The organism is Siphonobacter sp. BAB-5405, assembly GCF_002872335.1.
Lineage (GTDB): Bacteria > Bacteroidota > Bacteroidia > Cytophagales > Spirosomataceae > Siphonobacter.
Genome location: NZ_NJAG01000016.1, coordinates 81,432 through 107,021 on the forward strand (window position 1 = coordinate 81,432; position 25,590 = coordinate 107,021).

Annotated in this window: 24 protein-coding genes and 1 pseudogene; 16 read left to right on the forward strand and 9 right to left on the reverse strand. The window is 49.4% G+C overall.

Translation table 11 applies throughout. From position 1 onward, the window contains the following. Positions 1 to 71 precede the first annotated feature (71 nt). Positions 72 to 725 (reverse strand): ABC transporter ATP-binding protein, encoded by a 654-nt coding sequence (locus BWI97_RS14635; protein WP_094813472.1) that lies wholly within the window; start codon positions 723 to 725, stop codon positions 72 to 74. A gap of 292 nt (positions 726 to 1,017) precedes the next feature. On the opposite strand from BWI97_RS14635, the gene sucC reads away from it, so the two are divergent. Next, the gene (gene sucC / locus BWI97_RS14640) at positions 1,018 to 2,217 is read left to right on the forward strand and encodes an ADP-forming succinate--CoA ligase subunit beta (RefSeq protein ID WP_094813474.1); all 1,200 of its coding nucleotides are present in this window, start codon (positions 1,018 to 1,020) and stop codon (positions 2,215 to 2,217) included. Positions 2,218 to 2,467: 250 nt separating this feature from the next. Here sucC and BWI97_RS14645 read toward each other — a convergent pair whose 3' ends face one another. Beyond that, positions 2,468 to 3,295: a M48 family metallopeptidase gene (locus BWI97_RS14645; RefSeq protein WP_102201519.1), complete on the reverse strand. Its 828-nt coding sequence runs from the start codon at positions 3,293 to 3,295 to the stop codon at positions 2,468 to 2,470. A gap of 192 nt (positions 3,296 to 3,487) precedes the next feature. Here BWI97_RS14645 and BWI97_RS14650 point away from each other — a divergent pair, with 192 nt between their 5' ends. From BWI97_RS14650 to BWI97_RS14690, 9 genes are all read left to right on the forward strand, one after another. Further along, on the forward strand, positions 3,488 to 4,099 hold the full coding sequence (locus BWI97_RS14650) for a fumarylacetoacetate hydrolase family protein (protein ID WP_102201520.1): 612 nt from the start codon (positions 3,488 to 3,490) through the stop codon (positions 4,097 to 4,099). 29 nt (positions 4,100 to 4,128) lie between these two features. After that, a complete protein-coding gene (locus BWI97_RS14655) occupies positions 4,129 to 6,000 on the forward strand; it encodes a M23 family metallopeptidase (protein ID WP_102201521.1) in 1,872 nt (623 codons plus the stop codon). A 144-nt stretch (positions 6,001 to 6,144) separates the two neighbouring features. Beyond that, positions 6,145 to 6,600, forward strand: coding sequence for a thioredoxin-dependent thiol peroxidase (gene bcp, locus BWI97_RS14660; protein ID WP_094813481.1), 456 nt, complete (start codon positions 6,145 to 6,147; stop codon positions 6,598 to 6,600). Positions 6,601 to 6,704: 104 nt separating this feature from the next. After that, a complete protein-coding gene (locus tag BWI97_RS14665) occupies positions 6,705 to 7,553 on the forward strand; it encodes a transketolase (RefSeq protein ID WP_094813483.1) in 849 nt (282 codons plus the stop codon). Positions 7,554 to 7,778: 225 nt separating this feature from the next. Continuing rightward, positions 7,779 to 8,738 carry a transketolase family protein gene (locus tag BWI97_RS14670; protein ID WP_094813485.1) on the forward strand — a complete coding sequence of 320 codons (960 nt, stop codon included), beginning with the start codon at positions 7,779 to 7,781 and terminating at the stop codon, positions 8,736 to 8,738. Positions 8,739 to 8,940: 202 nt separating this feature from the next. Further along, entirely contained in the window at positions 8,941 to 9,480 is a 540-nt protein-coding gene (locus BWI97_RS14675) for an RNA polymerase sigma factor (RefSeq protein WP_094813487.1), read from the forward strand. Between the two features lie 110 nt (positions 9,481 to 9,590). After that, on the forward strand, positions 9,591 to 10,037 hold the full coding sequence (locus BWI97_RS14680) for a hypothetical protein (RefSeq protein WP_141217505.1): 447 nt from the start codon (positions 9,591 to 9,593) through the stop codon (positions 10,035 to 10,037). Positions 10,038 to 10,086: 49 nt separating this feature from the next. Beyond that, positions 10,087 to 10,557, forward strand: a complete 471-nt coding sequence (locus BWI97_RS14685; protein WP_094813491.1) for a hypothetical protein — start codon at positions 10,087 to 10,089, stop codon at positions 10,555 to 10,557. A gap of 237 nt (positions 10,558 to 10,794) precedes the next feature. Then, positions 10,795 to 11,445 carry a porin family protein gene (locus BWI97_RS14690; protein ID WP_158242767.1) on the forward strand — a complete coding sequence of 217 codons (651 nt, stop codon included), beginning with the start codon at positions 10,795 to 10,797 and terminating at the stop codon, positions 11,443 to 11,445. A gap of 70 nt (positions 11,446 to 11,515) precedes the next feature. Here the strand turns inward: BWI97_RS14690 and BWI97_RS14695 are convergent. Further along, positions 11,516 to 12,063, reverse strand: a pseudogene (locus BWI97_RS14695) (YqgE/AlgH family protein). A gap of 181 nt (positions 12,064 to 12,244) precedes the next feature. Further along, on the reverse strand, positions 12,245 to 13,003 hold the full coding sequence (locus tag BWI97_RS14700; RefSeq protein ID WP_141217506.1) for a DeoR/GlpR family DNA-binding transcription regulator: 759 nt from the start codon (positions 13,001 to 13,003) through the stop codon (positions 12,245 to 12,247). 96 nt (positions 13,004 to 13,099) lie between these two features. Here BWI97_RS14700 and BWI97_RS14705 point away from each other — a divergent pair, with 96 nt between their 5' ends. From BWI97_RS14705 to BWI97_RS14715, 3 genes are read left to right on the forward strand one after another with little or no spacing between them, the layout of a single operon-like run. Next, positions 13,100 to 13,789 (forward strand): HAD family phosphatase, encoded by a 690-nt coding sequence (locus BWI97_RS14705; RefSeq protein ID WP_102201523.1) that lies wholly within the window; start codon positions 13,100 to 13,102, stop codon positions 13,787 to 13,789. Positions 13,790 to 13,796: 7 nt separating this feature from the next. Beyond that, a complete protein-coding gene (locus BWI97_RS14710) occupies positions 13,797 to 14,339 on the forward strand; it encodes a 5'(3')-deoxyribonucleotidase (protein ID WP_102201524.1) in 543 nt (180 codons plus the stop codon). Between the two features lie 41 nt (positions 14,340 to 14,380). After that, the gene (locus tag BWI97_RS14715) at positions 14,381 to 15,541 is read left to right on the forward strand and encodes an MFS transporter (RefSeq protein ID WP_102201525.1); all 1,161 of its coding nucleotides are present in this window, start codon (positions 14,381 to 14,383) and stop codon (positions 15,539 to 15,541) included. Positions 15,542 to 15,782: 241 nt separating this feature from the next. On the opposite strand, the gene BWI97_RS14720 is transcribed toward BWI97_RS14715, so the two are convergent. Next, a complete protein-coding gene (locus tag BWI97_RS14720; RefSeq protein ID WP_199182013.1) occupies positions 15,783 to 17,054 on the reverse strand; it encodes a hypothetical protein in 1,272 nt (423 codons plus the stop codon). A 589-nt stretch (positions 17,055 to 17,643) separates the two neighbouring features. Between BWI97_RS14720 and BWI97_RS14725 the strand changes: the two genes are divergently transcribed. Beyond that, positions 17,644 to 18,567, forward strand: coding sequence for an EamA family transporter (locus tag BWI97_RS14725; RefSeq protein WP_102201527.1), 924 nt, complete (start codon positions 17,644 to 17,646; stop codon positions 18,565 to 18,567). Between the two features lie 65 nt (positions 18,568 to 18,632). Continuing rightward, on the forward strand, positions 18,633 to 19,544 hold the full coding sequence (locus tag BWI97_RS14730) for an alpha/beta hydrolase (RefSeq protein ID WP_102201528.1): 912 nt from the start codon (positions 18,633 to 18,635) through the stop codon (positions 19,542 to 19,544). Between the two features lie 71 nt (positions 19,545 to 19,615). Here the strand turns inward: BWI97_RS14730 and BWI97_RS14735 are convergent, their stop codons facing one another. Then, positions 19,616 to 20,650: a LacI family DNA-binding transcriptional regulator gene (locus BWI97_RS14735; protein WP_233207860.1), complete on the reverse strand. Its 1,035-nt coding sequence runs from the start codon at positions 20,648 to 20,650 to the stop codon at positions 19,616 to 19,618. 285 nt (positions 20,651 to 20,935) lie between these two features. On the opposite strand from BWI97_RS14735, the gene BWI97_RS14740 reads away from it, so the two are divergent. Beyond that, positions 20,936 to 21,547, forward strand: coding sequence for an RNA polymerase sigma-70 factor (locus BWI97_RS14740; protein WP_102201529.1), 612 nt, complete (start codon positions 20,936 to 20,938; stop codon positions 21,545 to 21,547). A gap of 86 nt (positions 21,548 to 21,633) precedes the next feature. Here the strand turns inward: BWI97_RS14740 and BWI97_RS14745 are convergent, their stop codons facing one another. The 3 genes from BWI97_RS14745 to fabG form a co-directional block, all read right to left on the reverse strand. After that, positions 21,634 to 22,518: a DUF2279 domain-containing protein gene (locus BWI97_RS14745; protein ID WP_102201530.1), complete on the reverse strand. Its 885-nt coding sequence runs from the start codon at positions 22,516 to 22,518 to the stop codon at positions 21,634 to 21,636. 82 nt (positions 22,519 to 22,600) lie between these two features. Further along, on the reverse strand, positions 22,601 to 24,658 hold the full coding sequence (locus BWI97_RS14750; RefSeq protein WP_102201531.1) for a carboxypeptidase-like regulatory domain-containing protein: 2,058 nt from the start codon (positions 24,656 to 24,658) through the stop codon (positions 22,601 to 22,603). A 139-nt stretch (positions 24,659 to 24,797) separates the two neighbouring features. Continuing rightward, on the reverse strand, positions 24,798 to 25,544 hold the full coding sequence (fabG, locus tag BWI97_RS14755; protein WP_102201532.1) for a 3-oxoacyl-[acyl-carrier-protein] reductase: 747 nt from the start codon (positions 25,542 to 25,544) through the stop codon (positions 24,798 to 24,800). Positions 25,545 to 25,590 lie beyond the last annotated feature (46 nt).

Below are 25,590 nucleotides of genomic sequence, written 5' to 3' on the forward strand. Positions count from 1 at the left end.
AGGACAGAACTACTGGTGCTCGTTTCTAATTGCTTTGTTTCTACGAACACCCATCAAACCTTTCCTTGAACTTACTCCGAGACAATCCGACCGTCCAGCATTTCCAGCTTGCGATCGGCCATTTGGGCGAGTTCTTCATTGTGCGTGACCAGTACGAAAGTCTGATTGAGCTCATCCCGCAACTGAAAAAACAACTCGTGCAGTTCCCGGGCGTTGCGGGAATCCAGGTTGCCGGAGGGCTCATCGGCGAAAATTACGGCGGGCGAATTAATCAGGGCTCTAGCCACGGCCACCCGCTGTTGCTCACCCCCGGAAAGCTGACTGGGATAGTGTTTTTCCCGATGCGAAAGACCCAGTTTCCCCAGTAGCATCTGGGCTCGCTCTTCCGTTTGCTGCGTTTTACCGCCAATCCAGGCCGGAATGCAAACATTTTCCAGAGCTGTAAATTCGGGTAGCAGGTTATGAAACTGGAAGATAAAGCCAATGCGTCGGTTTCGAAACTCGGCCAGTGCTTTGTCTTTTAAACTACTGATTTCCTGTCCGTCCAGAAATATCTGACCGGAGTCGGGTCGGTCAAGCGTTCCCAACAGATGCAGCAGGGTACTTTTGCCCGCTCCCGAGGCTCCCACGATTGATACGATTTCGCCAGGCTGGATTTGTAAATCGATTCCTTTGAGTACGGGCAGGGCTCCGTATGATTTAACGAGTTGACGAGCTTCGAGCATGAATGTTGAATCCTAAACTTTTGTTAAACGGAGGGTCCGGGGCTTTTTGCCGTCCTTCTCTTTCCGTATTACTATTCCGATGGGCCGAAATTCTTATCCCTTTCCAGAGCGAATAAGACCCTTATTACGATCTGTTTATCAAGGCCTTATCACTTCTACCCCCTTCTACTCCATCGGTCGTAGCTATATTTTGTTGAGCAAAGTTCCTAAACTTTGTCAAACATAACTCAAAGACTTTATTGATTTCTCCCTAATTTTCGGGCCGTAAAGTGAAACCTCACTCAACTTCCTAATGAACATACACGAATACCAGGCGAAAGAGATCCTCAAACGATACGGAGTCCGTATTCAGGAGGGCATCGTCGCTGACACACCCGACAAAGCGGTAGAAGTAGCCCGCGAACTCAACATCAAAACGGGTACGAAATGGTTTGTGGTGAAGGCTCAGATTCATGCCGGAGGCCGTGGTAAAGGCGGTGGCGTAAAACTGGCTAAAAACTACGAAGAAGTCCGTGAGAAATCAGGACAGATTCTGGGCATGCAATTAGTCACGCACCAAACCGGTCCCGAAGGTAAGAAAGTACATAAGGTTCTGATTTCCGAAGACGTGTACTATCCCGGAGCTACGGAGCCCAAAGAATTCTATCTGGCTATCCTGTTGGATCGTGCCAAAGCCTGTAACGTCATCATGGCGTCTACGGAAGGTGGTATGGACATCGAAGAAGTAGCCGAACACTCACCCGAGAAAATCATCAAGGAATGGATCGATCCTAAAGTGGGTCTTCAGGGCTTCCAGGCTCGGAAAATCGCTTTCGCTTTAGGTCTTGAAGGCGATGCTTTCAAAGAGATGGTGAAATTCATTGGCTCTCTTTATAAAGCATACATCGATACGGATGCTTCTCAATTCGAGATCAACCCCGTATTGAAAACGTCCGATAACAAAATTCTGGCCGTTGATGCGAAAGTGAACCTTGACGACAACGCTCTGTATCGCCACACGGATCTGGCCGAAATGCGGGACGTTCGCGAAGAAGATCCTCTGGAAGTAGAAGCGGGTCATTACAACCTGAACTATGTGAAACTAGACGGCAACATTGGCTGTATGGTGAACGGTGCAGGTCTGGCCATGGCTACGATGGATTTGATCAAACTGTCAGGTGGTGAGCCTGCCAACTTCCTCGACGTAGGGGGTGGAGCTAACGCCCAGACGGTAGAAGCAGGTTTCCGCATCATCCTGAAAGATCCGAACGTAAAAGCGATCCTGATCAACATCTTCGGTGGTATCGTTCGTTGCGACCGCGTAGCTACGGGTATCGTAGAAGCGTACAAAGCCATCGGTAATATCCCCGTCCCCATCGTCGTTCGTCTGCAAGGAACGAATGCCGAAGAAGGAGCGAAAATCATCGATGAATCAGGTCTGGAAGTACACTCAGCGGTACAATTGAAAGACGCAGCTGATCGTCTGAAAGATGTACTAGCCACTGCATTCTAGGGAGTTTTTAGTTTTCAGCGACTAGAAACGTAGATTGTCAAACAGAGAGAAGGCCGCTCGATGGAGTGGCCTTCTTTCTTTCAATAGTTTTCAATCTTCTGTTTACAATTTTCAGTAGCTTCAAACTAAAAAAGGAAAGGCCACTCTTTGGAGTAGCCTTTCCTTTTTTGCAACGTTCGTAGTTTCAATTTTACCAAAATCGCTTTATTACAACAACTGAAAACGGTAAACCGAAAACTGCAAACTAACCCTATCGGCGGGCGTAGTATTTCTCGGCTTCCGGCAACAGCTTCTTCAGATCGTTGATCCGTTGTTGATCTGAGGGGTGCGAAGAAAGCAGTACGGGAGGCTTCTGAGCATTCTTGCTGGCTTCGGCCATACGTCCCCAGAAGGTAACCGCCTCTTTCGGATCATAACCCGCCATCGCCATAAAGATCAGACCTAAATGATCCGCTTCACTTTCGTGCTGACGACTGTACCGCAGAATAGCCAGGTTAGCCCCAATGGGAGCCGCTACGTTAAAGACCGTACTCCAGACATTACGGGCCTGGGCGGGCTTGTTAGCATTGGCTACACCCAACGCCACCTGTCCACCCGTGAGCAAGCCCTGAGCTACGTACTGCTGACTGACGCGTTCGGACCCGTGCTTCGCAATGGCGTGCGAAATCTCGTGACCCATCACCGTAGCTAATCCCGCTTCCGTCTGAGCAACGGGAATCAAACCTGTATACACAACCACTTTACCACCGGGCATACACCAGGCGTTTACCTGATTATCCTGTACCAGGTTAAATTCCCAGTTATAGCCATCCAGGTACTCGGGGTGCTTGATCTCATTAAAATACTTGGTAGCCGCTGCGGCAATTCGCTCGCCTACCCGCTTCACCATTTGCGTATTGGCGTTGCCGTTGGAAATAACTTTGTTAGTATCCAGAAACTGCTTGTAGCTCACCAGAGCCTGCTGATTCATTTCTGCATCGGATACGAGTAATAATTGATTCCGGTTTGAGATAGGTACTCGACTACACGCCCATATCGTTGTAGCCAGTACAATACCCAGGGCAAAGGTTCTTTTCATGATTGTGGAAATGCTAAATGAGGAAATGCACTAATGAATTGTAAAGTACTTGTTAGAAAATCCTGTACCGAACCCGCAAAGTGCTTCGGGATCGCTTAGCTTTGCAGATAGGTCGGTTCAGCCTCCAAAAATGAGGAATAAAACCCACTTGATTGCTTTTTGATCAGTATTGTCTTCGAACATTCATCATTTATGCGGATTTTTTGCATTGGGCGAAATTATGCCGAGCATATCGCCGAACTACAAAACGAGCGGCCCGCCGAGCCTGTTATATTCAGCAAGCCCGATTCTGCCATTTTAAGAGAAAATAACGCTTTCTACCTGCCCGACTTTACGCAGGATGTTCATCATGAACTGGAAATCGTATTGAAAATCAATAAGCTAGGCAAAAATATTCCGGTACAGTTTGCGGATAATTATTACGAAGAAATTGCTCTGGGTATTGATTTCACCGCTCGTGATGTGCAGTCCAAGCTAAAAGCCAAAGGACTTCCCTGGGATATTGCCAAAGGTTTCGACAGTTCGGCCCCTATTTCCAAGTTTGTGCCGAAAAGTCAGTTTCCGGAATTTCCCAGGCTCAATTTCAATCTTACCATCAACGGCGAAACCCGTCAGGTGGGTGACACGACGATGATGTTGTGGTCCTTTGGGGAAATTATTGCCTATTTATCGAAATTCTTTACCTTAAAAATTGGTGATTTGATCTTTACCGGAACGCCCGCGGGTGTGGGTCCCGTACACATCGGTGACCGGCTGATGGGTACACTGGAAGGTCAGGAATTACTGAATTTCGAAGTCAAATAATTCTACAGCCAACCTGAAACAACCCCGGGTTGGCTGATCCATTTTCTTACGTATTCGTCTTGCTAGCTCGTATTCTTTCGTTGGCCTGGGTACTAGCCTTTTCCGCCGCCGCCCAGCAACCGTACCTTTTTCCTATTTTACCCGGACAAACCGCTCAACTGGCCGGTACCTTTGCCGAGCTTCGGCCGCAGCATTTTCACGCAGGTATCGACATCAAAACCCAGCAACGCGAAGGACTTTCGGTACAGAGCATTGACCGGGGGTACGTTTCCAAGATTATCGTTAGTCGTACAGGATACGGCAATGCGGTTTTTGTTACGCATCCATCCGGCGAAACCAGCGTGTACGCTCACCTGCAACAGTTCAATCCGCGGATTGCTCAGTACGTGTATCAACAGCAGGTAGCCCGCCATTCACCCGAAGTAGTGCTCACGCCCGCTCCCAGTACCCTTCCGTTGCAACGCGGTGAAGAACTGGGACTTTCGGGTAATTCGGGGGGGTCCATGGGGCCACACCTGCACTTTGAAATCCGGAATGCCCAGGGGATCAACGTTGATCCGCTGAATTATTCCTTTGCAGAAGTACACGATAACATTCCCCCCGTACTCGAAGCTCTGGCCGTCCGTACCCTGGATGCGAATGCCCGGGTTGAAGGCCGTTTTGGTCGTATGGAGTATGGCTTTATTAAGGAAGAATCGCCGAAACCTTCCGTACATCTGTATCGGTTGCGGGATACGCTGCGAATGATGGGTGAAATGGGGCTGGAATTACTGGCGTACGATCAGAGTAATGGTTCGGCTTCCAAGAATGGACTAAGTTGCGTGGAAGTGCACGTGGATGGCCGCGAGCTGCATTTTCACCACCTGGCTCAGGTACCCGAAGCCTATACTGACGACATTAACATTCACACCGATTACGCCACGTATTTCGAAACGGGTCGCTTTTTCCAGCGTTGCTACAAAGCGGATGGCAACGACCGCGTACCGATTTATTCGCCCCGCGACGGACGTTTACGCGTCAACCCCGGAGCCGTTCATCAGGTGACGATTACTACCTGGGACCATTTTCAGAACAAATCGCAACTGCATTTTGTGGTGAAGGGCGATCCGAAAGAAGGCCGCTCCACTGATCCTTCCGTACGCTGGACGGTGGAAGAAAACTGGCTGGTGGTGAAAGGGGCTCTGGCCGATTCGTTACAGGTTTATCTGCCTGGAAAACTACAAACGTTAAGTCCGGCGTACCCCGGCTGTTACCTCTGGGATTTACGTCAGGGTCTGCCCGATTCCCTGGATACGGGGTCGCAGCTGATCCGGTTTTCGTTCGTGGGTACGGCTTATCCCAAAAAACCGGGACGACTTAGCAGGGACCGCCTGGAGCTGGAATGGAAGCCGGAAAGTCTTTACGATACCTTGTTTCTGAATCTTCAGGAAAAAAATGAAAAGCTACTGATTGGCGATCCGACGGTGCCCCTGAAGGGTAAAGTCACGATTCATTACCAGCCCGAAAGCCCCATCTCCGAATACGAGAAAACGGCCCTGTACCGGGATGGCGAACGGCCTGAATTCGTGGGCGGACAGTGGAAAGACGGCCGTATCCACGCCGAAACGCTGTACCTGGGCACGTACCGACTAGCGACGGATACGCTGGCTCCAACCATCACGCCGGTGAGTATAAATGCCCGCCAGCTTCGTTTTCGCATTAAAGACAATTTATCCGGGATTAAAACCTGGCAAACCCAGGTCGGTACGGAAACCGTCATACTGGAATACGACGCCAAAAATGATTTGCTGTTTTCGAAAATAAGGGAAGAAAATCGTCCTTTTCAGGGTGAATTACGCTTGGAAGTGACGGACAATTCAGGAAACAAAGCTACTTTTGAACGACCGAACCTCCATCCATAAATCGGGGATGTCCGTCATTAGCAGGAATTGTTTTCGGATAAGAAAAGAAGAAATTTTCCGATCCCGGTACGATTCCAGCCATACCCTTTTTAGTTTAGCAGGAATGGAAGTTACTGCTTTCCATTCCTAAAGCCTTACGTATCTATGTCTCTTCAAACTGGCGATCAGGCTCCGGCCTTTGAAGCAGCCGACCAGAATGGTCAACTCGTGAAACTCAGTGATTTCGCCGGAAAGAAGGTAGTCCTGTATTTTTACCCCAAAGATGATACGCCGGGTTGCACGGCTCAGGCCTGCAACCTCCGCGATAACTACGAAAGCCTGTTACAGGCGGGTTATGTCGTCCTGGGCGTTAGCGTAGACGATGAGAAATCGCACCAGAAGTTCATTAAAAAATACGAGCTGCCCTTCCCCTTGCTGGCTGATGCCGACCATAAAATCGTGGAAGCCTACGGCGTCTGGGTGGAAAAAAACATGTACGGCAAAACCTACATGGGTACGGCACGGACGACTTTCGTGATTGATGAATCCGGAAAAATTGCCCAGATCATCCGCAAAGTTGACACCAAGGACCACACCAGTCAGATTTTGCAATCGGCGTAAGTTTGTGTCGATTTCACACAGGTAATTTATCATTTAGTTATAGGGTTTGACTGGACTAAAGTACTCGTTTAAGCAGGCCCCTTTGTTTTCGCTTATCTACACATATGAATCTTCAGGAAATTGCTTCTCAGGTTCGTCGTGACATCGTCCGGATGGTACACGGCGTCAAATCAGGTCACCCCGGTGGATCATTAGGTTGTACGGACCTGCTGGTGAGTCTGTATTTCAAACACATGGATTTGAAAACCGACGAAAACGGCCAGGTGGTATTTAACATGGACGGAAACGGTGAAGATCTTTTCTTCCTGTCCAACGGTCACATCTCCCCGGTTTTGTATTCCGTTCTGGCTCATCGCGGCTACTTCCCACCCGCCGAGCTGGCTACCTTCCGTAAACTCGACTCGCGTTTGCAGGGTCACCCGGCAACGGCCGAGCATTTGCCCGGTATCCGCATCGCTTCAGGATCGCTGGGTCAGGGTCTTTCGGTAGCCATCGGTACGGCTCTAGGCAAGAAACTTAACGGTGATTCGCACCTCGTGTACGTACTCATGGGCGACGGTGAGCAGCAGGAAGGCCAGATTTGGGAAGCCGCTACGTTTGCTCCCCACCACAAAGTGGACAACCTGATTGCGTTCGTGGATTTCAACGGTCAGCAGATCGACGGTCCAACAGAGAAGGTCATGAACAACCGCGACCTCGGAGCTAAATATGAAGCTTTCGGCTGGACGGTTCTGCACATGGACGGCAACGATTACAACTCCCTGGATACGGTTCTCAGCGAAGCAAAAGGACTGACGGGTCAGGGTAAGCCCATCGTGGTCATTACCAAAACCGAAATGGGTCAGGGTGTTGATTTCATGATGCACACGCACAAGTGGCACGGTACGGCTCCCAACGACGAACAACTCGCCAAAGCCCTCGCCCAACTCCCCGAAACTTTAGGTGATTATTAGGAGCGTTTTCAGTTTCCGGTTGACTGTTTTCAGTTGTTGATTAACTCAAGGGTTTTCTCAACTTTGAAATTATCAATCAGAAATTGACTAGCTACTTCTTAATCCTGTACAGCGTTTGCAGTTTTCAATAGGCCATTCCTGGTATCCTGATCGAATCAGATAAGGATTTACAAACTGGTCAGTATTTAACTGAAAACTGTAAACTCTAAACTGAAAACTGACACAATGAAACAATATCCTTATACCGATAAAAAAGATACCCGCTCGGGTTTTGGAGCGGGCATGACCGAACTGGGTCGTACCAATCCTGACGTCGTAACGCTGTGTGCCGACTTAGTAGGATCCCTCAAAATTGACACGTTCATTCAGGAAAACCCCGATCGTTTTTTCCAGTGCGGTATTTCTGAAGCCAACATGATCGGCGTATCGGCAGGTCTGGCCATTACGGGCAAAATTCCCTTTGCAACGACATTTGCCAACTTCGGTTCCAGCCGCGTATTCGATCAGGTACGTCAGGCGGTCGCCTATTCCAACAAAAACGTAAAGATCGCTGTATCACACGCCGGTCTGACGCTGGGTGAGGATGGAGCTACGCACCAGGTCCTTGAAGACCTCGCCATGATGAAGGCTCTGCCCAACATGACGGTCATCAATCCCTGCGATTACAACCAGACGAAAGCGGCTACGATTGCTTCAGCGGCTTACGAAGGCCCCGTATACCTGCGTTTTGGTCGTCCGGTGATTCCGGTATTCATTCCCGAAGATATGCCCTTCGAGATTGGAAAAGCCATCACGCTGAACGAAGGTACGGATGTCAGCATTTTCGCAACCGGTCACCTGGTATGGGAAGCTCTGCAAGCCTGCCAGATGCTGGAAGATGAAGGTATTTCAGCCGAAATCATCAACATTCACACCATCAAGCCGCTCGATACGGAAGCCATCCTGGCCTCGGTACAAAAGACGGGTTGCTGCGTAAGTGCGGAAGAACACCAGGTGAATGGAGGTCTGGGTGAAAGCATTGCTCATACGCTTATTACCAACTACCTGGCTCCGCAGGAATTCGTTGGCGTGAAAGACACGTTTGGCGAAAGCGGTACGCCCGATGAACTGATGACCAAGTACGGTCTGAAAGCAGCGAACATCGTAGAAGCAGCTAAGAAAGCTATCGCCCGCAAAACGAAATAAGCTTGCATTGTTTCCTAAAGGCTAGTTCGAAGACTATTTCGGACTAGCCTTCTTTTTTGTTGATCCATGAAAAAGCCCTATCTCGGTCGTTTTTTCACTGATTTTAACAATTTAGCCTTCGATTAGGTCTATTGGGGCTTGCATTGGAATCTTTCCATTCCCTATACTTGTTCCTTCATAAGTAGTGTTGAAAGTAAAGTACATGTCTGATCAGGAACTGTTGGAAAAATTTGCGAATCCGGAAACGCGTAATTACGCGTTCAACCTGCTGATTCGTAAGTACCAGCATAAGGTATACAGCCTGATTCGGAAAATGGTTATCGATCATTCGGACGCCGATGATCTCACGCAGGAAACCTTCATCAAGGTCTGGCAACACCTGGCCGAGTTTCGCGGGGATTCGCAACTGTTTACCTGGATTTACCGCATTGCCAGTAATGAGACGTTCAATTTTCTGAATAAAAAACGTCGTCGTTTCTTCCTGCCGCTCGATAATGTAGACTACGAACTGGAGGCGAAGATTGATGCCGATCCCCAGCTTTCCGGGGATGAAATTCAGAATAAATTACAAAAAGCCATCCTTCGCCTGCCCGAAAAACAACGACTGGTTTTTCACTTACGATACTACGACGAAATGCCCTACGAGCAAATGTCCGAAGTGACCGGGACTTCCGAAGGAGCTCTGAAAGCCTCGTATCACCACGCCGTACGAAAAATTGAAGAATTTTTAAACGGAAATTAAACTTTGCCGGGGCGAACTGTTCCAAGTTTCGAGTAAGCAATAAACTGATCCTCAAGGTTTTTGAATAGTACAGTTTGTTGATTTTATAGGACGAAGAGATGGAAAAAGAGATGGAAAACAAGAAAATAAAACTGGAAGACATTCCGAAGATTAATCCCTACTCTGCTCCTGATCCGTACTTCGACGACCTGCCGCAGCGTATTCAGGCTCGCATTCACGAACAACGGGCCCCCGAACGCGTATGGTCCCTGAATTGGTCCTGGCGGCGGAGCTGGTTGTCGGCGGGAGCGGCGGCGGTAATAGCCGTACTGATGTACGTCAGCTGGCCCGTACGGCAGGATTCCATCGGCGTGGAAACGCTGAGTCAGGTAGCTTCCGAAGATATTGTCCAGTATCTCCAGCAGCAGCCGAATGTTTCAGTACAGGATTTGTCGGAGTCGCCCAAAAACCGGCCCCTCATCGACAGCCTCAGTACCCAACCCCTGCAAAACCTGAAGGCGTCGAAGAAAGATATTCTGGATCACATTCCGCTGGAAGATCTGGAAGATTTAATTTAGTACCATGCACCTACCCAATCGTTTGAGCGATTGTTTTTTAAGAAAACGTATGAAATTCTGGATCACTGGTAGTTTGTTTTTCTTGCTGACGGTAGTTTCCTACGCCCAGCAGCCTGCCAAAGAAGGTCAGCCCAATAAGGAAGGTCAGCAACGCATCCGGGCCGCCAAAATTACCTGGATTACGAACCGGCTGAACCTGACACCCGATCAGGCTAAAGATTTCTGGCCGCTCTTTAATGAATGTGAAGATAAAAAGCGGGAGATCCGTCACCGACTGCGTCGCCTCAACGGAGAAACCAATAACTTGAACGCCAGCGACGAAACCATTCGGAAGAATCTGAAAGAAGTACTGGACCTGCGGCAACAGGAAGTAGACCTCGAACGCGAGTACCAGACGAAATACCTGAAAGTTCTGAATGTGAAACAGTTATCAGAATTGTACAAAGCGGATCAGCGGTTCACCCAGATGCTTATCGAACGGTTGAATAACCGCCCTCATAAGGAACAGGACCAGCATTAAGCAGACTCCATTTCGAGAAACAACGCATCAAAACCGGTGCGTTGTTTTTTTATGCCGTTCGGACTCAATACCTTACTAGCTGATCTATATGTTCAAAAAGAACGGTCAATTTTTCAGTACAGCAAGTCCGCTGGCACAAAACTTTCGTTCGTATTGATCAAATAAGCTGTTTAACCATTCGTTTGTTCACCTATGTATCAGATCCCAGTAAAGTCCTATTTTAAATCCTTCAATCCTATGCGTGCGTTTGTGCTGGCCCTGTGTCTCTGCTGGGCGGGCAGTGTTTCTGCTCAACGAGAAAATATTTCTCTGGGACCTATGATCGGTGGATCATATTCTACCCTAACGAATACACCCCAAGGTGTACAGACCAACTACAAATTTGGCCCGTCGGCGGGTGTGTTTGTCAACTATAGTATCAAGGAACACTTTGGTTTGACGGCCAACGTTTTGTACACGCGTCTGGGCACAGACTATGAGAGCTTTAATAATAATACGAATGGGGCTTTTAAGCTGAATTTGGACTATATCCACGTACCTGTGCTGGCTACGTATTATTTCGGCAATGATATGGGGCCGGGTGCCATCCGTCCCAAACTGTTTTTAGGCCCCGCGGTTAGCTTCATGGTTGGTAACAACGGTCTGATTAATGATAACTTCCAGAAAATTGATGTGGGAGCTACCGGTGGCGTAGGAGTTAACATTGGTCTGGCTAAGCAGCAATGGATCAATGTGGATCTTCGTTACAACTTAGGCTTTAATCAGGTATACAAAAATATTCCTGATCGTAAGGACATGAGTAATCAGTGGTTCTCTCTTACCGTAGGCTATAGTTTCCCGGTAGGCCAGTACGACAAAGGAAGTAATAAATTCAGCGGAAGACGTTAGTCTTCCCAAGCCTAAATATGAAAAGGCCGGACTAAACATCCGGCCTTTTTTATGAATGAATCCATTGCGACTAATTCAAACGGGGGTCCGTTGGATAATGCGATAAAACCCGATACGCTCCTCCCATATCCCGTAAGGTAAGTCGCCAGAGCTGATCGGTTGGTGCGTCAAATAATTGATGGGATAGCGTATTCGATACAATCCAGGAGTCCGGTTCAGCTCATCGCTCAGCTGACCTTCTCCCCAACCCGAGTACCCAATAAAAAAGCGAATATCTCCGGCGGGTAACGACCCCAGATTGAGCAGTTTCTTGATCTGTTCAAAGTCACCACTCCAGTACAGACCGTCCTGCAATTCCGTTGAACCTTCGATCAAATCCGGGCGGCGGTGAATGTAATGCAGCGTATTTTTCTCAACGGGTCCACCCACAAAAAGCGGTACGTCAGGATAGATATCGTCTTCAATTACATCGTCCAGCAGCAACTCCGTCGTTTGAGTCAAAACCAGCCCAAAAGTCCCTTGCTCATTGTGTTCACAAATCAGTACTACACTCCGCTCAAAATTTTCATCACCCAGAAACGGTTCAGCTAACAACAAACTGCCTCGGGTCACCTTCATTTGAGCATTGTTTTTTCCTGGAAGAAAGTCGCTCAATTCTCTCATGGTCAGACTATTTGAAAATCGTTGGATAAAGCTGCTAAGAGCAAGATAAACGATTTTTCTTCACAAACCAGCTTCTTTCGGGAGAAAAACTACCTTTTTTAAATATTTTTCAGGTTTTTATCTGCATTTCCTTCGGTTACCAGATTTCCACGCCTTTGTGATGATACGGTTCAAGTTGCTCCGTTGTCATGGCCGAAGAGGTAATGAGCAGGTCCAGGGCTTCGTAGGGACACACCCGGCACGTATCGGCCGTATCGAATTTATCCCGCCAGGCCGTCGCAATGACTTTTTGGGATACCTCCACCATTTTCTGTTTCAGCAAGGCTTCTTCCCAATACGGCGTTGTCACGCCCAGCTCGTGATGAATGGAACAAACGCCCACGATGCAAAAGTCCGGCCGTAGTTGTTCGAGCGTATGCATGACCCCAGCCCCCAGGGTGACCTGAGCCCGCTTGTAAACCCATCCCCCCATCAAGTGTACTTCCACGGAAGGATGCTCGCTAAGAATCTGGGCAATGGCTAGACTGTTGGTAAAAATCTGGGCATTCAGGTCCGTTGGGAGCCTTTGAGCAATGACCATGTTGGTGGAACCATTGTCCAGAATGATTGTCTGTCCATCCTTAAACAAAGCAGTAGCTTTCCGGGCAATTTCTTCCTTCTCGTGCTGGGCGTAAGCAATGCGTTCGGTCATCTTGAGCGGAGCCGGTGCCCGGGGTACGCTGGGAATGGCTCCGCCGTGTACTTTCTTGAGTAAGCCCTCTTTCGCCAGTTCATTGAGGTCCCGACGAACGGTGTCATCCGAAACGTTTAATTCCTGGCTTAATTCTACCGAACTTACCCGCTGGTGCTGCGTCAGTTTCTGAAGAATGTATTGGAGGCGTTCTTCGCGAAGCATTTCGTTTTTTTTCGTTTTATAACGCAAAGATAATCTTAATCATGCGGCTTATTTCGGTTTTTTACCGAATTTTGCAACATCACTAGCAATAAGCCTATGAAACTGGTCATTTTTGATATGGATGGCGTACTCGTGGACAGCGAGCCGATCTACCATCATTTCCATCCCTATTTTTTTGAAAACCATCTGGGTATTCCCTTGACCCAGGAAGAAGTGGATGGCCTGACGGGCGTCGCTTCCCGCGAGATTTACAGCCGCTACAAAGCCCTGTATCCCGAACAATTACCCAATGCCCCGGAAGTATACGTGGAGCAGGAATACGACCTGCTGATGGAGAAATTTGCGGCTCTTGAGCCCTTTCCCGTCATTCAGGGTATTCCTGAATTGCTGGCCACGTTACAGGAGCAGGGATTCAGACTGTGCGTTTCCTCCTCCAACCAGCGACGCATGGTGAATCTGTGCCTGGAGCGTTCGGGTTTGAAAAGCTATTTCGAGAACGTGTACAACGGCGAAGACGTCGCCCGGGCGAAACCCGATCCTGAAATTTTCCTCAAACAAAGTGCGTATTTTGGCGTAGCACCCGAGGACTGTCTGGTCATTGAAGATTCAACGAATGGATGCCGGGCCGCCAAGGCTGCTGGTATACCCTGCGTCGGGTACGTCAATCCCAACTCGGGCAATCAGGATTTATCGCTGGCCGACTGGAAAATTGATGCCTGGGATACGGCGGGTATTACACAGTTATTAACCATTTTAAAAGCCACGGACCTGGAAACGGTTCGCTAAAAAACGAATGAAACGTATTTTGATTGACATGGACGATGTCCTGGCGGATGCTTCCGGTCGTTTTGTGGAATATTGCGTAAATCGGCTGGGCCGATCCGTTACCAAAGATTTATTGAAAGGCCCTAACTGGGCGGCTGCCGTGGATATTCACGCAGATACGGTAAAAAGTTGGGTACACGAACCCGGATTTTTTCGGGGTATGACCGTGATGCCCGACGCTCAGGAAGTAGTAAGAAAGCTCACCGAACAGTATGAAGTATTCATTGTTTCAGCAGCGATTGAGTTTCCTAATTCTCTGAAAGAAAAAGTCGAGTGGCTGGCTGAACACTTTGCATTCATCGACTGGCGGTATATTGTTCTCTGTGGGCACAAATGGATGATTGATGGCGATTACCTCATCGACGACCATGAGAAAAATTTGAGTACCTTTCGTGGTACGCCGATTTTATTTGATGCTCCGCACAACCAAACCCTGGAAGGGTATCAACGCGTACAAACCTGGCGAGACGTTGAACGCCTGCTGTTGCCGGAGCCGTTACTGAATCCATAACCCCAGGCAAGTCCGGATACCCCAAAACGAACGCTTACTTTATGTTTTCTCCTGAAGTTCCCCCACCGGCTCGCCTCAACTATACGGCGGCCCGGGTATCGGTCAGTACATTTTTCTTTTTGATGGGACTGAGCTTCGCGAGCTGGGCTTCACGTATTCCAGACATTCAGGAAAATCTGCAGTTAAGTGCGGGCGAACTGGGTTCGATCCTGCTGGGAATGCCCCTGGGATCATTGGTGGCACTGGCCCCGGCGGGTTGGCTGGTCACCAAGCTAGGCAGCCGAAAAGTAACGTTCTGGGCTTTGGTCGCCTACGTAGCGGCCTTACCTCTGCTGGGATTAATGACAAGTGGCTGGCAACTAGCGGCGGCTTTATTTCTGTACGGAGCCGCCGGAGACGTTTCCAATATCGCCGTTAACACGCAGGTGGTAAACGTGGAACGAGGCCTGGGCAAACCGATTATGTCTTCCTGTCACGGCTTGTTCAGTATTGGAGCCTTCGCGGGATCTGCTCTGGGAGGTATTGCGGTTTCCTTGCGAATAACGCCTTTGTATCACTTTCTGGCGGTTCTGGTTCTATCCGTCATTATGGCCTTGGTATCCGCCCGGGCTTTGCTTAGTCAGGATCATAAACAACAGACTTCGACTGAGAAAACACCCCTTTTCGTGTGGCCCGACCGAGCCCTGTTACTGCTCGGTCTCATTGCTTTCTGCTGTATGCTTACCGAAGGAGCCATGGCCGACTGGTCGTCCATCTATTACCGGCAACGGGGCGGTAACGTGGCGTCTTTAGGGTATACAGCTTTCACCATCACCATGGCTGCCGGACGTTTCATGGGTGACTGGCTTACCGTACGTCTCGGCATTCGAAAAATGCTTCAGATCAGTGGCCTGGGCATTGCCGTAGGCATGGCACTGGCCGTATCGGCTCCCTTTCCCTGGGCCGTCATCATTGGTTTTCTAATCATTGGTTTTGGCGTAGCCGTCGTTGTACCACTGGTGTATTCGGAGGCAGGACGTTCCGCAACCATGTCGGCGGGCATTGCTCTGGCTGCCGTATCCACCGTAGGGTACACGGGCTTTTTAATGGGGCCTCCGCTGATTGGATTTGTTGCGGAAGCCGCTACCCTCCGCATCGCTCTGAGTATCGTTATCGTTCTGGGTTTTACGATCTGGTTACTGGCCCGTCGGGTACGGCACTAGCCTAGCCCTACGGAAGGCCTGACTCAGGATTCTATTCAAAATCATAATGCTAAACGCAATCGGCGAGGCGACCGTGTACGTTTGCTGTTTCCTCTACCTGCTTAGTACCCTCCGGCATCGTACCCTAACAAAAAACCTCCGCTCAAAGAGCGGAGGTTTTAACCTTCCCACTATAAACTACTCTGATAAAAATTCGAACCTTTGGTTTCGCTTTCCCCTCGGTCAAACGCCACGGCAACGCTTAATTCCAGAACACCTGATACTGGAGCAGTACCGCTCCTTTGGTACCGATGCGATCCGCGGTATTCGTTCCAGGTATATTCTGGAAAACGGGGCGGTTCTGATAGGCCAGGGTGAGTTTCGAGGTTTGTCCTTTCAACAACCAGTTGATACCGGCATCCCAGAATAGTACCGCCGCATTTAGCCGCTCGTAACGGGCGTATTGCAGACTCGCGTAGGGCATTAGGGTAGTTTTACCCAACAGATTTTCCCTACACTTATAGCCTACCTGCCCGTACAACAAGTGGCCCGTCCCGAAGGAAGGATAGCCGTTGCCACTTCCATTCACGATATCTGTACGCGTAGTACCCGAGGCCGGATTCATGGTTGCCTGATTTCGCAGGTACCCCGGTCCGTAATCCGTATGCATGTACACGGCGTACGCACTCAGGGCGGTACCTTTGGCCGAATTCAGCGGTACATCGTAAAATAAATCCACGGCAAAATTTCGCATGGCCGTCGAAACGGTATCCGTACCCACTAAATGCCACTGAGCGGCGGGCTGGTACTGAAATCCGGCTCCTACGTTCAGAACCCGTTTGCTTCCCAAGTACGTTCCGGTATTATAACCCGTCACATTCGACTCCTGATCCAGGAACTGCCACTGTACGTACCCGTGCCACTGCATGCGGGCGGATCGCGGCGAAAATGACGAATTAACCGACAAACCAGGCGTATAGCCCGCTGCTTTGGTGATCGACATGGGGTTACTCATCACCAATCGATAATCCAGCTTGCCCCATTTGCCTTTGGCGTACAGACTGAGTTTCCGTAGAAACTGATCCGTTACGTCATTGGTATTCTGCTCGAACAGGGGAGCATCAATTCCCAGAATGGACCCGACGGCCGGAGCCGAAAATCGGGACAGTCCATTCCAAGCCGTGAGTCCGCCCCCAACGAACAATTTCTTTCGAACGACTTCATAATCCCCGTTGATGTCGTGGATGAAAAACCCTGCTTTCCGATCCGACAAAGCACTAAAGTTGTTCATTCCAATTTGCGTATAAATAAATACGCGATCGGCAATTTGCCCGAACGCCTGCAAACGAGCCCGGCGAATCCCGATATCGGTTACATTCGTCTGAGCAAACCCATTCACTGTACTACCGGGATTTAGCTCCGTATTTCGCAACCAGATTTGGGCATTCAGGGTCACTTTAAAATAATTGCTGCCGTCTTCGTTCAGCCACAGCTTGCCTTCTTTAAAAGTCTGAGCTTGCGAGGACAAACTCATACCTAACCATACAATACACCAACACTTCTTCATAAAGCAGACTAAAAGGACCTTTTATCGCCCTAATATCGCTCCCTTCCCAGTGTTCACTCACGTAAAATCAGAATTCCGTTGAATTTCTGTGTCCCATGTTAGACTTTACTTTCGGCAAAAATGGAAGTATTCTTAGTCCGTTAGATCATTCTTGATCTGAAAGTTAAGCTACAGGCATTGATTTTAAGGCCGTTTTAATATAGGCGTCCGTTTTTCCCTTGCTTGGGCTATCAAGCCTTGTCAAACCTGAATGCCTCAAGACTTGAAGAACGTTTCGTAATCGCTACTTCTCTAGTTGCCCAGAGTATCAGAACCAGCAAGCTGCCTTTGTAGAAAGGTTGTCACGAACTCCATTCTTCGAAAGTCAACGAAAAACCGCCTTCCTATCACGCTGACAACAGCATTTCTGGCAAAATGTGTTGGTAACCGTTGAATAAAAAGTGTTCACAGATTCTGGATTCGCAGTTCCCGAGGGTAATGTAAAGCTTCCTGCGTCTTTCCAATGAAAGCAAGCCTTCTCATTTTGTAGCTTTGCTTCGCTTTTTTCACTTCCCCTATGAATCGTACGTCTTCGTTACAAATCTGGTCCGGACTTATTTACCTCTATTTAGCCTGGGGGAGTACGTATCTGGCTATTCACTACCTCATTGAAACCGTCCCGCCCCTCATGGCTTCGGGCGTACGGAACTTTACCGCCGGACTGCTCATGCTAGTCTGGGCTAAAGCCACGGAGCCGCGAGTATGGCCCAGTAGCCGAGCCTGGCTTACCTCAAGTATTGTGGGTATTTTGCTACTCGGCGTCGGCAATGGGGGTGTGAGTATTGCCGTGGCCTGGGTGCCCACGGGATATGCCGCTTTGATTGTGGCGGCGGTACCCATCTGGCTCGTTTTACTTCAACTGCTATGGCTACGCCAGATCCCGAGCCCGATGGTCATTGGAGGTGTTCTGACCGGTGTGGTAGGCGTTGGGTTGTTACTGGATTTTGATGCTTTTTCGCTCGAAGGAACGTCGGCAAATTTTACCTGGGGTATTCTGGCATTATTACTGGCCACCTTCTGCTGGAGTCTGGGAATGGTGATTTCGCAGCGGGCTCAGCTCCCCTATTCCGCCGCCTACTTATCGGCGATGCAAATGCTGGGCGGTGGTATCGCCACGCTGCTGGTCAGCTCCGCAGTAGGTGAATTTTCAAAGGTGAATGTGGCCGGTTTCAATCATAGTACCTGGCAGTCGTTCCTGTACTTACTGAGTGTAGGTTCGCTGGGCGGATTTACGGTATTCAGCTGGCTGTCACAACGGACCTCTCCTACCTTGCTGGCCACGTATAACTACGTCAATCCGCTGGTAGCCCTGTTGCTGGGTTATGTATTTGTGGGCGAGCAGCTCACCTTTAAAGTCGTTGTAGCCGCAGGGATTATCATTCTGGCCGTCGTCCTTATTACAGTTGGTCAACGCATGCAGAAACGAGCAGCGGCCCGCTAGTCATCCCATATTTAATTGGAGAAAGTTTCAGACCTTGCTCCCCTTTTCTAAACCTACCATTACTCATGAAAAAACTTTGGTTCGTCGCTCTCATGCTTTCTTTTCAGGCTCAGGCTCAGCAGGTGATTCCCTTGTATACGGGTAGCCCTATTCCAAATCAGGCTCCCAACGCTCCCACCAGCGACGAGATCGTGGAACCAGGCAAAAACGATGGCGTTTTACGAATTAGAAACGTAACTAAACCTAGTATCACCGTGTACAAAGCGGCTAAACCTAATGGTACGGCGGTTATCATTTGTCCGGGAGGCGGCTACCATATTTTAGCCGCTAGTCACGAGGGCTCCGACGTAGCGAAAGTGCTCAACGAAGCCGGCGTAACCGCTTTTGTACTGAAATACCGGCTACCCTCTACCGAGAACCTGTTGGTGCAGAAAGAGACCGGACCGCTGATGGACGCCCAGCAAGCCATTCGGATTGTCCGGTCACGGGCGAAAGAGTTTGGAATACAGCCCGATCGCATTGGGATCATGGGCTTCTCGGCGGGTGGTCACGTAGCCGCCACGGCGGGTACGCACTTTGAAAAACCTCTGGATGCGAGTTCGAATGTATCCGTACGACCAGATTTCCTGATGCTGATCTACCCCGTCATCAGTATGACGCCGGAGCTGACCCACCAGGGCTCGCATGACGCGTTGCTGGGGAAAAACGCCAGTGCTGAACGGGTAGATGCGTATTCAAATGAAAAGCAGGTAACCCGCCAGACGCCGCCCACCTTTCTGGTTCATGCGGCGGACGACAAAGGTGTATCCGTCAATAATTCCATTGTTTTCTTCCAGGCATGTCAGAAAAACGACGTTCCTGTCGAACTGCACGTCTACCCGAAAGGCGGACACGGGTTTGGCCTTACCAATAAAACAACCCCGGATCAATGGAGCGATCGGCTAAAGAACTGGCTGAGTACGCTTTTCAAAAATTGATGGTTCTATAACGGATTATTAGAGTATCATTCAAACGAAAGGAGCAGCCTTCATTAGGCTGCTCCTTTCGTTTATACTTCCGGCGTCCGTTGCGAAGATCGCCGGACCACCAGATCGGTCTGCAGGATACGGGTTTGGTACCGGATGGGTTTTCCTTTCTTTTCAATCATGTCAATGAGTAATTCTGCCGACTGCTGACCCATTTCAAAACCGGGCTGAGCGATTGAACTCAAGGGCGGATCAAGCAAGGGGGCAATGGGCGGATCCGAAAAACCAATCAAAGCGACTTCTTCGGGCATTTTCATACCTACTTCCCGAATCGCCAAATGAGCCCCTAGGGCAATGCTGGTACTGGCGGCCAGAATACCGTCGGGATGATCGCTCAGGTCGGCGAACAGTTCTTTTGTCAGCTGATTACCGCTGTTTTGCCGGAACGGACCTTCGACGAGCCATTCAGCCCGTATCGGTAAATTATGCTTTTGCAAAGCGGCTTTAAAACCACCCGTACGCTGTTGCACGATGGGCAAATGCTGGGGTCCGGTCAGGCAGGCCAGTTTACGGCAACCCTGTTCAATCAAATGCTCGGTCGCCCGAAACGCTCCATCGAAATCATCCACAATCACCTGGTGGGTCTGAAAATTTTCCACTTTCCGGTCGAAAAAGACGACGGGAATGCCCTGCTCCTGAAGCGTTCGGAAATGGTCCAGATTCCGAATCTGACTGGCCGTGGAAACCACCAGTCCATCCGCTCTTCGCACCAGAATATTACGCACATCGGTTACTTCCCGATCCGAAGAGTCGTGGCTTTGGTAAATCGTAATGTGATACCCCTGCCGATACGCCACTTCTTCAATCCCGCTAATTACCGAGCCAAAAAATGAGTTCGCAATTTCGGGTACGATGATACCGATGGTCTGGCTCCGGCTCCGTTGCAGACTCAACGCAATCGGGTTGGGCGTATAGCTCAGTTCGCGAGCCAGCTCCAGTACCCGCTGTTTGGTTTCGGCACCAATTTCACTGCTGTCCCGTAAGGCCCGCGATACGGTCGATTTGGAAAGACCTAATCGACGGGCAATTTCTTTCAAGGTAATAATAGGCGTGTTCACAAAGCTAGCAGATTGTTTCGCGGAATAGTACAAAGTTTCCTAGCCATGCTAAAAGTCCTCTAACCACTCCGACGAACGCAAAAATTGAATTTTACCTAAAAAAAAGTGAAGTAAAGATAGTTCCGGGAACGGTTTCGGGAACGGTTGCGTAAAAATATTTTTGCCTATTCTTGGCGATGCGGTTCTATACGTTCTAATATCCCCTCATCGTTTCAGCAGAATTTGAATCGGTAAAATTCAGATTTCCAGGAATAATCGTATGCGATAATCACTAAAAACAGATCTATGAACAGTACGTCTCGCCGCTCCACCCTCCGTACGAGCCCCGCCAAATCGAAGGTCTCTACGTCACAGTTGTTCGAACGTTTTATCCAAAACGCTGACGCTACGGCATTTTCTGATCTGTACCATCGCTACCACAAGCGATTACTGGTATACGCAACGAAGATTTTAAATTCCTCGGAACTGGCTGAAGAAGTGGTACTGGACGTGTTCATGCACTTCTGGCAACACCGTTCCCGGTTGCAGATTCACACTTCGTTTGAGTCATACCTGTTCCGTTCCGTACGTAACCTGGCCTTTGATTATCTGAAACATTACCGCCACGAATTACACCTGCACGAGATTACGCCCGAGGTTGCGAATTCCCTTCCCCTCTCGGAAGATCGCATCGCCGACCAATACGATTACCAAATTGTCAGTCATTTTATTGAAAGCCATATTTCAGCTCTCCCCAAACGCTGCCGACTGATTTTCCGGATGAGCCGGGAAGAAGGACTGATGTACCGGGAAATCGCGGAAAAATTAAATCTTTCCATCAAAACGGTGGAAGCTCAGATGGGACGGGCGTTAAAGATGCTCCGTTCCGCCTACGAACAACAATTTCAGGCCGTTTAAGTAGCAACCACCCACGTATACAACAAAAGCGAGTTCAGGTGAAAACCAGACTCGCTTTTTTAATTAATCGCCAGGTTACGGCAGACTTAGAAATACACGGGGTGTACCTTGACTTTGAACTTAGGAGGCACTTTCGACACCCGGAATTCAATCGCCGGAGCCGGAATTTTCAGGCAATTCGCCAGAAATAACAGACTTTTCAGTAAATCGGAATGCGTAGGAATACGCGTCAGATCCAGGTCAGGCGAGATAAAAAACTGTCGAACGGGTCTTCTGCCTAAAGCGATACTTTTTTCGTAATCCGCAGCAATCATGTTGTCAATGCCATATCCAACGGCGATATTGAGTAGTTTGGGCCAGCGAACGGTACGCTCGTTAGAAGCCTGAAAAGAAGCCGGATTCATCGATAACCAGTACGTTTGCCCGTTATAATCCTTCAGCCAGCTTTCGCTCCAGCTACGTCCCAACAGCTCCGGTCTTTCGCGAGCGAGCCGGGTGGGGTGAAAACTCCATTTGGGTGTAACCCGCACTTCGCCCCAGGCCAGTTGCTGCGTTACCAGAATCGCCGGACCAGTCAGATTTGCTACCACGTCGCCAATTGAAAAGCCGTATTCGGGCGAAAACCCGTCCAGAATTTCAATGGGTAACATGAAGGTTACGCCGCTGGTAGCTCCGTACAAAGCGGACTGTTGGTTATTCATTCCAGCCCACTGGTACGCGGCCATACCCATACGAGCGATTTGATAGGCCGTGTAGGCGTGCCCGGCTTTATCCAGCTGCAACCATTCTTTATTGTCGTTGAAAGTATGAAAATTCTTGAGCGGTTTTTTGTACCAGGCTTTACTCAGACCATAAATCGTTCCAGCGAAAACGGCTCCCTGGCCAATCAACAAGCCATTCAGCCGGTCCTGCCGAATCTGGCCGAAAACCGTTGAATGGAGAAAGACGAGAAGAAAAATCAGTTTACGCATAAGGTGCCAAAGGAGCACAAAGAAAGCAGATGCCCGCTTACGCCGCGTAACAGAATTAAGAAAGTTGTTGGGGTGAACACCTTTAATAGCTTCCCAGGTATTTGCGGAAACCCCACTCTAGAGCGAGTAACGTTAGCAGAATAAAGAAAATCCAGCGAAGATTGATGGGCTCCCGTAAATCTTCCGTACTGGTTAGCTTATCGGGCAAATCACGGCTCAGCAGGTTTTGTTCAAGCGTCTGTAGCTGGCTGGCGGTATAGAACTTCCCGTTGGATTGCTGGCTCAGCTGGCGTAACAAATTGAAGTCAGCGGTCGTATTGGCCAGTTCCAGTTGTTCATCCCGAATAACGAATTCACCACTGGCCGTCTCATCCTTGCCCAACACTTTCGCCGTAGCCGCATAGCGATACACGCCAACGGGCAAATTGCTGATCTCAAAACGACTAGCCGATGAGGTATACGTGTATTTGCGAGCCTGCCCTTTTTCATCCGTAATCGTCAGCGTAACCTCGGGCCCGTAAATCCGTTCGTACAGTTCATTGTAGATCTCGGTTTCGAACGCCACCCGATCTTCCAGTTGGAACTGATTCTGGGTGGGGTATACCCGCAGTTTGCGTTTGTCATCTTTGGAAGAAAGAAACTGAATCAGTTTCGTCACCAGTTCATCGACCACCTCCTGCTTTTCCGTCAGCCGGTACTCTTCCAGTCGCCATTCCCACAAGCCTTCGCCCAGCAACATGGCCCCGCGTTTAGGACCCGAATTGAGAATGAGCAGGGGCTTACTGGTTTCAATCGTATTTTTCTTCTGAAACAGCACGACTTCCGAATTGGCCAGGGGCCGTACCTCCCCAAAAGGCACGGACAGCGGCGGCAGTTTGCGTAACAATTCCATCTGTTCGGCATTCAGATTCAGCCGGGTGAAATTCCGGTTATAGAAAGCCGTAACTTTATCCAGTTGACCCGCCTGAGCCTGAATTTGAGCCACTTGCTGGGCATTATTCAGTGGATTGGTACCCGTCTGACTCGCCACGATCCAGAACACGGGGGTACCCTGATCCATTAATCGTTTAAGGTACGCTCCGGAAGAACTGAAAGCATCGGGCTGCTGGTGGAAGATGAGGAGGTCGTATTTTTTGTCGGAAGGCTGGGGCGGCGTACTGGGATTTACGATCTGAAAGTCAAACTCGAAGTTGTCATTCTTTTCAATGATACTACGAATGGCCTTGATATCCGGGTGAGGGGCCGATGCGACGAGCAAAATCCGCTGCCGACCATCAATCACTTCCACGTACACATCTTTCCGGTTGTTTTGGGTGGTATGTTCCCCGGGTAAGGGTACGACTTCGACGACCAGATGTTGCAAACCTTTGGCCAGAGCCTGCGTAGTGAAGTTGACGGTAGCGAGAGCCCGTTCTTTGGGAAATTGTACCGTTTGCTGGGCCAGCGTTTGACCACCCCGTCGCAGCACTACCGTAGCCGTTCGGCCCGCGTAGCCATCCGCCAGAATATCGGCCTGAATGGGAAACTGATTGCCTAGGTAGGCAATCTGGTTGGCCGTGATGGTTTTCAGATTCACATCCCGTTTCGGCGTGGTATCGCCTACGGCCAGCGAATGAATGGGAAAGGTAAAGGATTGAAATGTTGGCGATACGCCCTGATTGACAATGCCATCCGACAGCAGTACAACATCCGTAACGTTCCGTCCTTCCAGACTGGTTTTAACGTTCGTCAGCAGACCGGATAAATCGGTTGATTTCTGAGTGAAGCGGACGGAATCCAGACTGGATACGGGCGTAGCTCGTAACGTTTGTACTTCAACGGCGTATCCTTTGTTTTCCAGAGCTTCCTGAAAGCTTTTCAGCCCGCTGATCAGTCCCTGCCCCTGTTTCCCTACCGAAGCCGAGTTATCCAGAGCCAGTACCACCGTTTTCTTTTCGACGCGTACTTCCGTTTGGCGTAGTAACAGATTGAGTAGCAGTAAGCACAGTCCGGAAACTACGATGAACCGAAGGACCGCCAGCGACCCGTTGGCCACTTTGCTCCAATTCGCTTTGGGCTGGTAGAGAAGAAAAGCATAGAATCCACCCACCAAGAGGCAAAGCAGAATCCACCACGGCGAAGACTGAAAAACGAAGTTCAAGCTGTTGAGTTTAGAGTTTTTCAGTTTGCAATTTTCAGTTTGCAGTTTTCAGTACTACCAACGCGACTGTTTCTATGCTGAAATTGTCCCGATGAACTCCTGAAAACTGCAAATTGAAAACTGAAAACTACTATCCATTTTAGGTCAGCAGTCCCCCATTTACCTGGAGTACCTGACCCGTGATGTATTTAGACATATCCGAAGCCAGGAATATACAGGCATCGGCTATCTCTTCGGGCTGACCACCGCGTTTCATGGGAATTGAATTCATCCATTCTTCTACGGCCTTTTCGCTTACTTCGCCCGTCATTTCAGTAATGATGAAACCCGGTGCAATGGCGTTGGAACGTACATTGCGGCTCGCCAATTCCAAGGCTACGGATTTCGTAAAACCAATAATACCCGCTTTGGAGGCAGCATAGTTAGCCTGACCCGCATTGCCCCGCACGCCTACAATAGACGTCAGGTTAATGATCGAACCACTCTTCGCCTTCATCATGGGGCGAGTGGCCGCTTTGGTCAGGTTGAATACCGACTTCAGGTTTACCCGAATTACTTCGTCCCAGGCTTCTTCCGTCATCCGCATTAGCAGGCCGTCCCGGGTGATACCAGCATTGTTGACCAGCACGTCCAGCGTACCAAAATCAGCAATGACTTGTGTAATCAGCTCTTCGGCGGCTTTATAGTCGGAGGCATCCGAACGGTACCCTTTGGCTTTAACGCCCAAAGCGGCTAATTCTGCTTCCAGAGCCTGACCTTTTTCAACACTCGACAGATACGTAAAGGCAACCGAAGCCCCTTCCTGAGCAAAGCGGGTGGCAATGGCCCGGCCAATCCCCCGGGAAGCCCCCGTAACCAGGGCGACTTTTCCTTGTAATAAAGGCATACGAACAAAAATGTTTGGAGTACAAGCGACAAAAATAACCGCAAAT

Coding starts and splice junctions, on each gene's coding strand:
- BWI97_RS14720 (WP_199182013.1), bottom strand. CDS start 17,054: ATGAGTTTGTCCTCGCAAGCTCAGACTTTTAAAGAAGGCAAGCTGTGG.
- BWI97_RS14710 (WP_102201524.1), top strand. CDS start 13,797: ATGAAACGTATTTTGATTGACATGGACGATGTCCTGGCGGATGCTTCC.
- BWI97_RS14635 (WP_094813472.1), bottom strand. CDS start 725: ATGCTCGAAGCTCGTCAACTCGTTAAATCATACGGAGCCCTGCCCGTA.
- BWI97_RS14705 (WP_102201523.1), top strand. CDS start 13,100: ATGAAACTGGTCATTTTTGATATGGATGGCGTACTCGTGGACAGCGAG.
- BWI97_RS14740 (WP_102201529.1), top strand. CDS start 20,936: ATGAACAGTACGTCTCGCCGCTCCACCCTCCGTACGAGCCCCGCCAAA.
- BWI97_RS14675 (WP_094813487.1), top strand. CDS start 8,941: ATGTCTGATCAGGAACTGTTGGAAAAATTTGCGAATCCGGAAACGCGT.
- fabG (WP_102201532.1), bottom strand. CDS start 25,544: ATGCCTTTATTACAAGGAAAAGTCGCCCTGGTTACGGGGGCTTCCCGG.
- BWI97_RS14715 (WP_102201525.1), top strand. CDS start 14,381: ATGTTTTCTCCTGAAGTTCCCCCACCGGCTCGCCTCAACTATACGGCG.
- BWI97_RS14730 (WP_102201528.1), top strand. CDS start 18,633: ATGAAAAAACTTTGGTTCGTCGCTCTCATGCTTTCTTTTCAGGCTCAG.
- sucC (WP_094813474.1), top strand. CDS start 1,018: ATGAACATACACGAATACCAGGCGAAAGAGATCCTCAAACGATACGGA.
- bcp (WP_094813481.1), top strand. CDS start 6,145: ATGTCTCTTCAAACTGGCGATCAGGCTCCGGCCTTTGAAGCAGCCGAC.
- BWI97_RS14745 (WP_102201530.1), bottom strand. CDS start 22,518: ATGCGTAAACTGATTTTTCTTCTCGTCTTTCTCCATTCAACGGTTTTC.
- BWI97_RS14685 (WP_094813491.1), top strand. CDS start 10,087: ATGAAATTCTGGATCACTGGTAGTTTGTTTTTCTTGCTGACGGTAGTT.
- BWI97_RS14650 (WP_102201520.1), top strand. CDS start 3,488: ATGCGGATTTTTTGCATTGGGCGAAATTATGCCGAGCATATCGCCGAA.
- BWI97_RS14680 (WP_141217505.1), top strand. CDS start 9,591: ATGGAAAACAAGAAAATAAAACTGGAAGACATTCCGAAGATTAATCCC.
- BWI97_RS14700 (WP_141217506.1), bottom strand. CDS start 13,003: ATGCTTCGCGAAGAACGCCTCCAATACATTCTTCAGAAACTGACGCAG.
- BWI97_RS14645 (WP_102201519.1), bottom strand. CDS start 3,295: ATGAAAAGAACCTTTGCCCTGGGTATTGTACTGGCTACAACGATATGG.
- BWI97_RS14725 (WP_102201527.1), top strand. CDS start 17,644: ATGAATCGTACGTCTTCGTTACAAATCTGGTCCGGACTTATTTACCTC.
- BWI97_RS14670 (WP_094813485.1), top strand. CDS start 7,779: ATGAAACAATATCCTTATACCGATAAAAAAGATACCCGCTCGGGTTTT.
- BWI97_RS14690 (WP_158242767.1), top strand. CDS start 10,795: ATGCGTGCGTTTGTGCTGGCCCTGTGTCTCTGCTGGGCGGGCAGTGTT.
- BWI97_RS14665 (WP_094813483.1), top strand. CDS start 6,705: ATGAATCTTCAGGAAATTGCTTCTCAGGTTCGTCGTGACATCGTCCGG.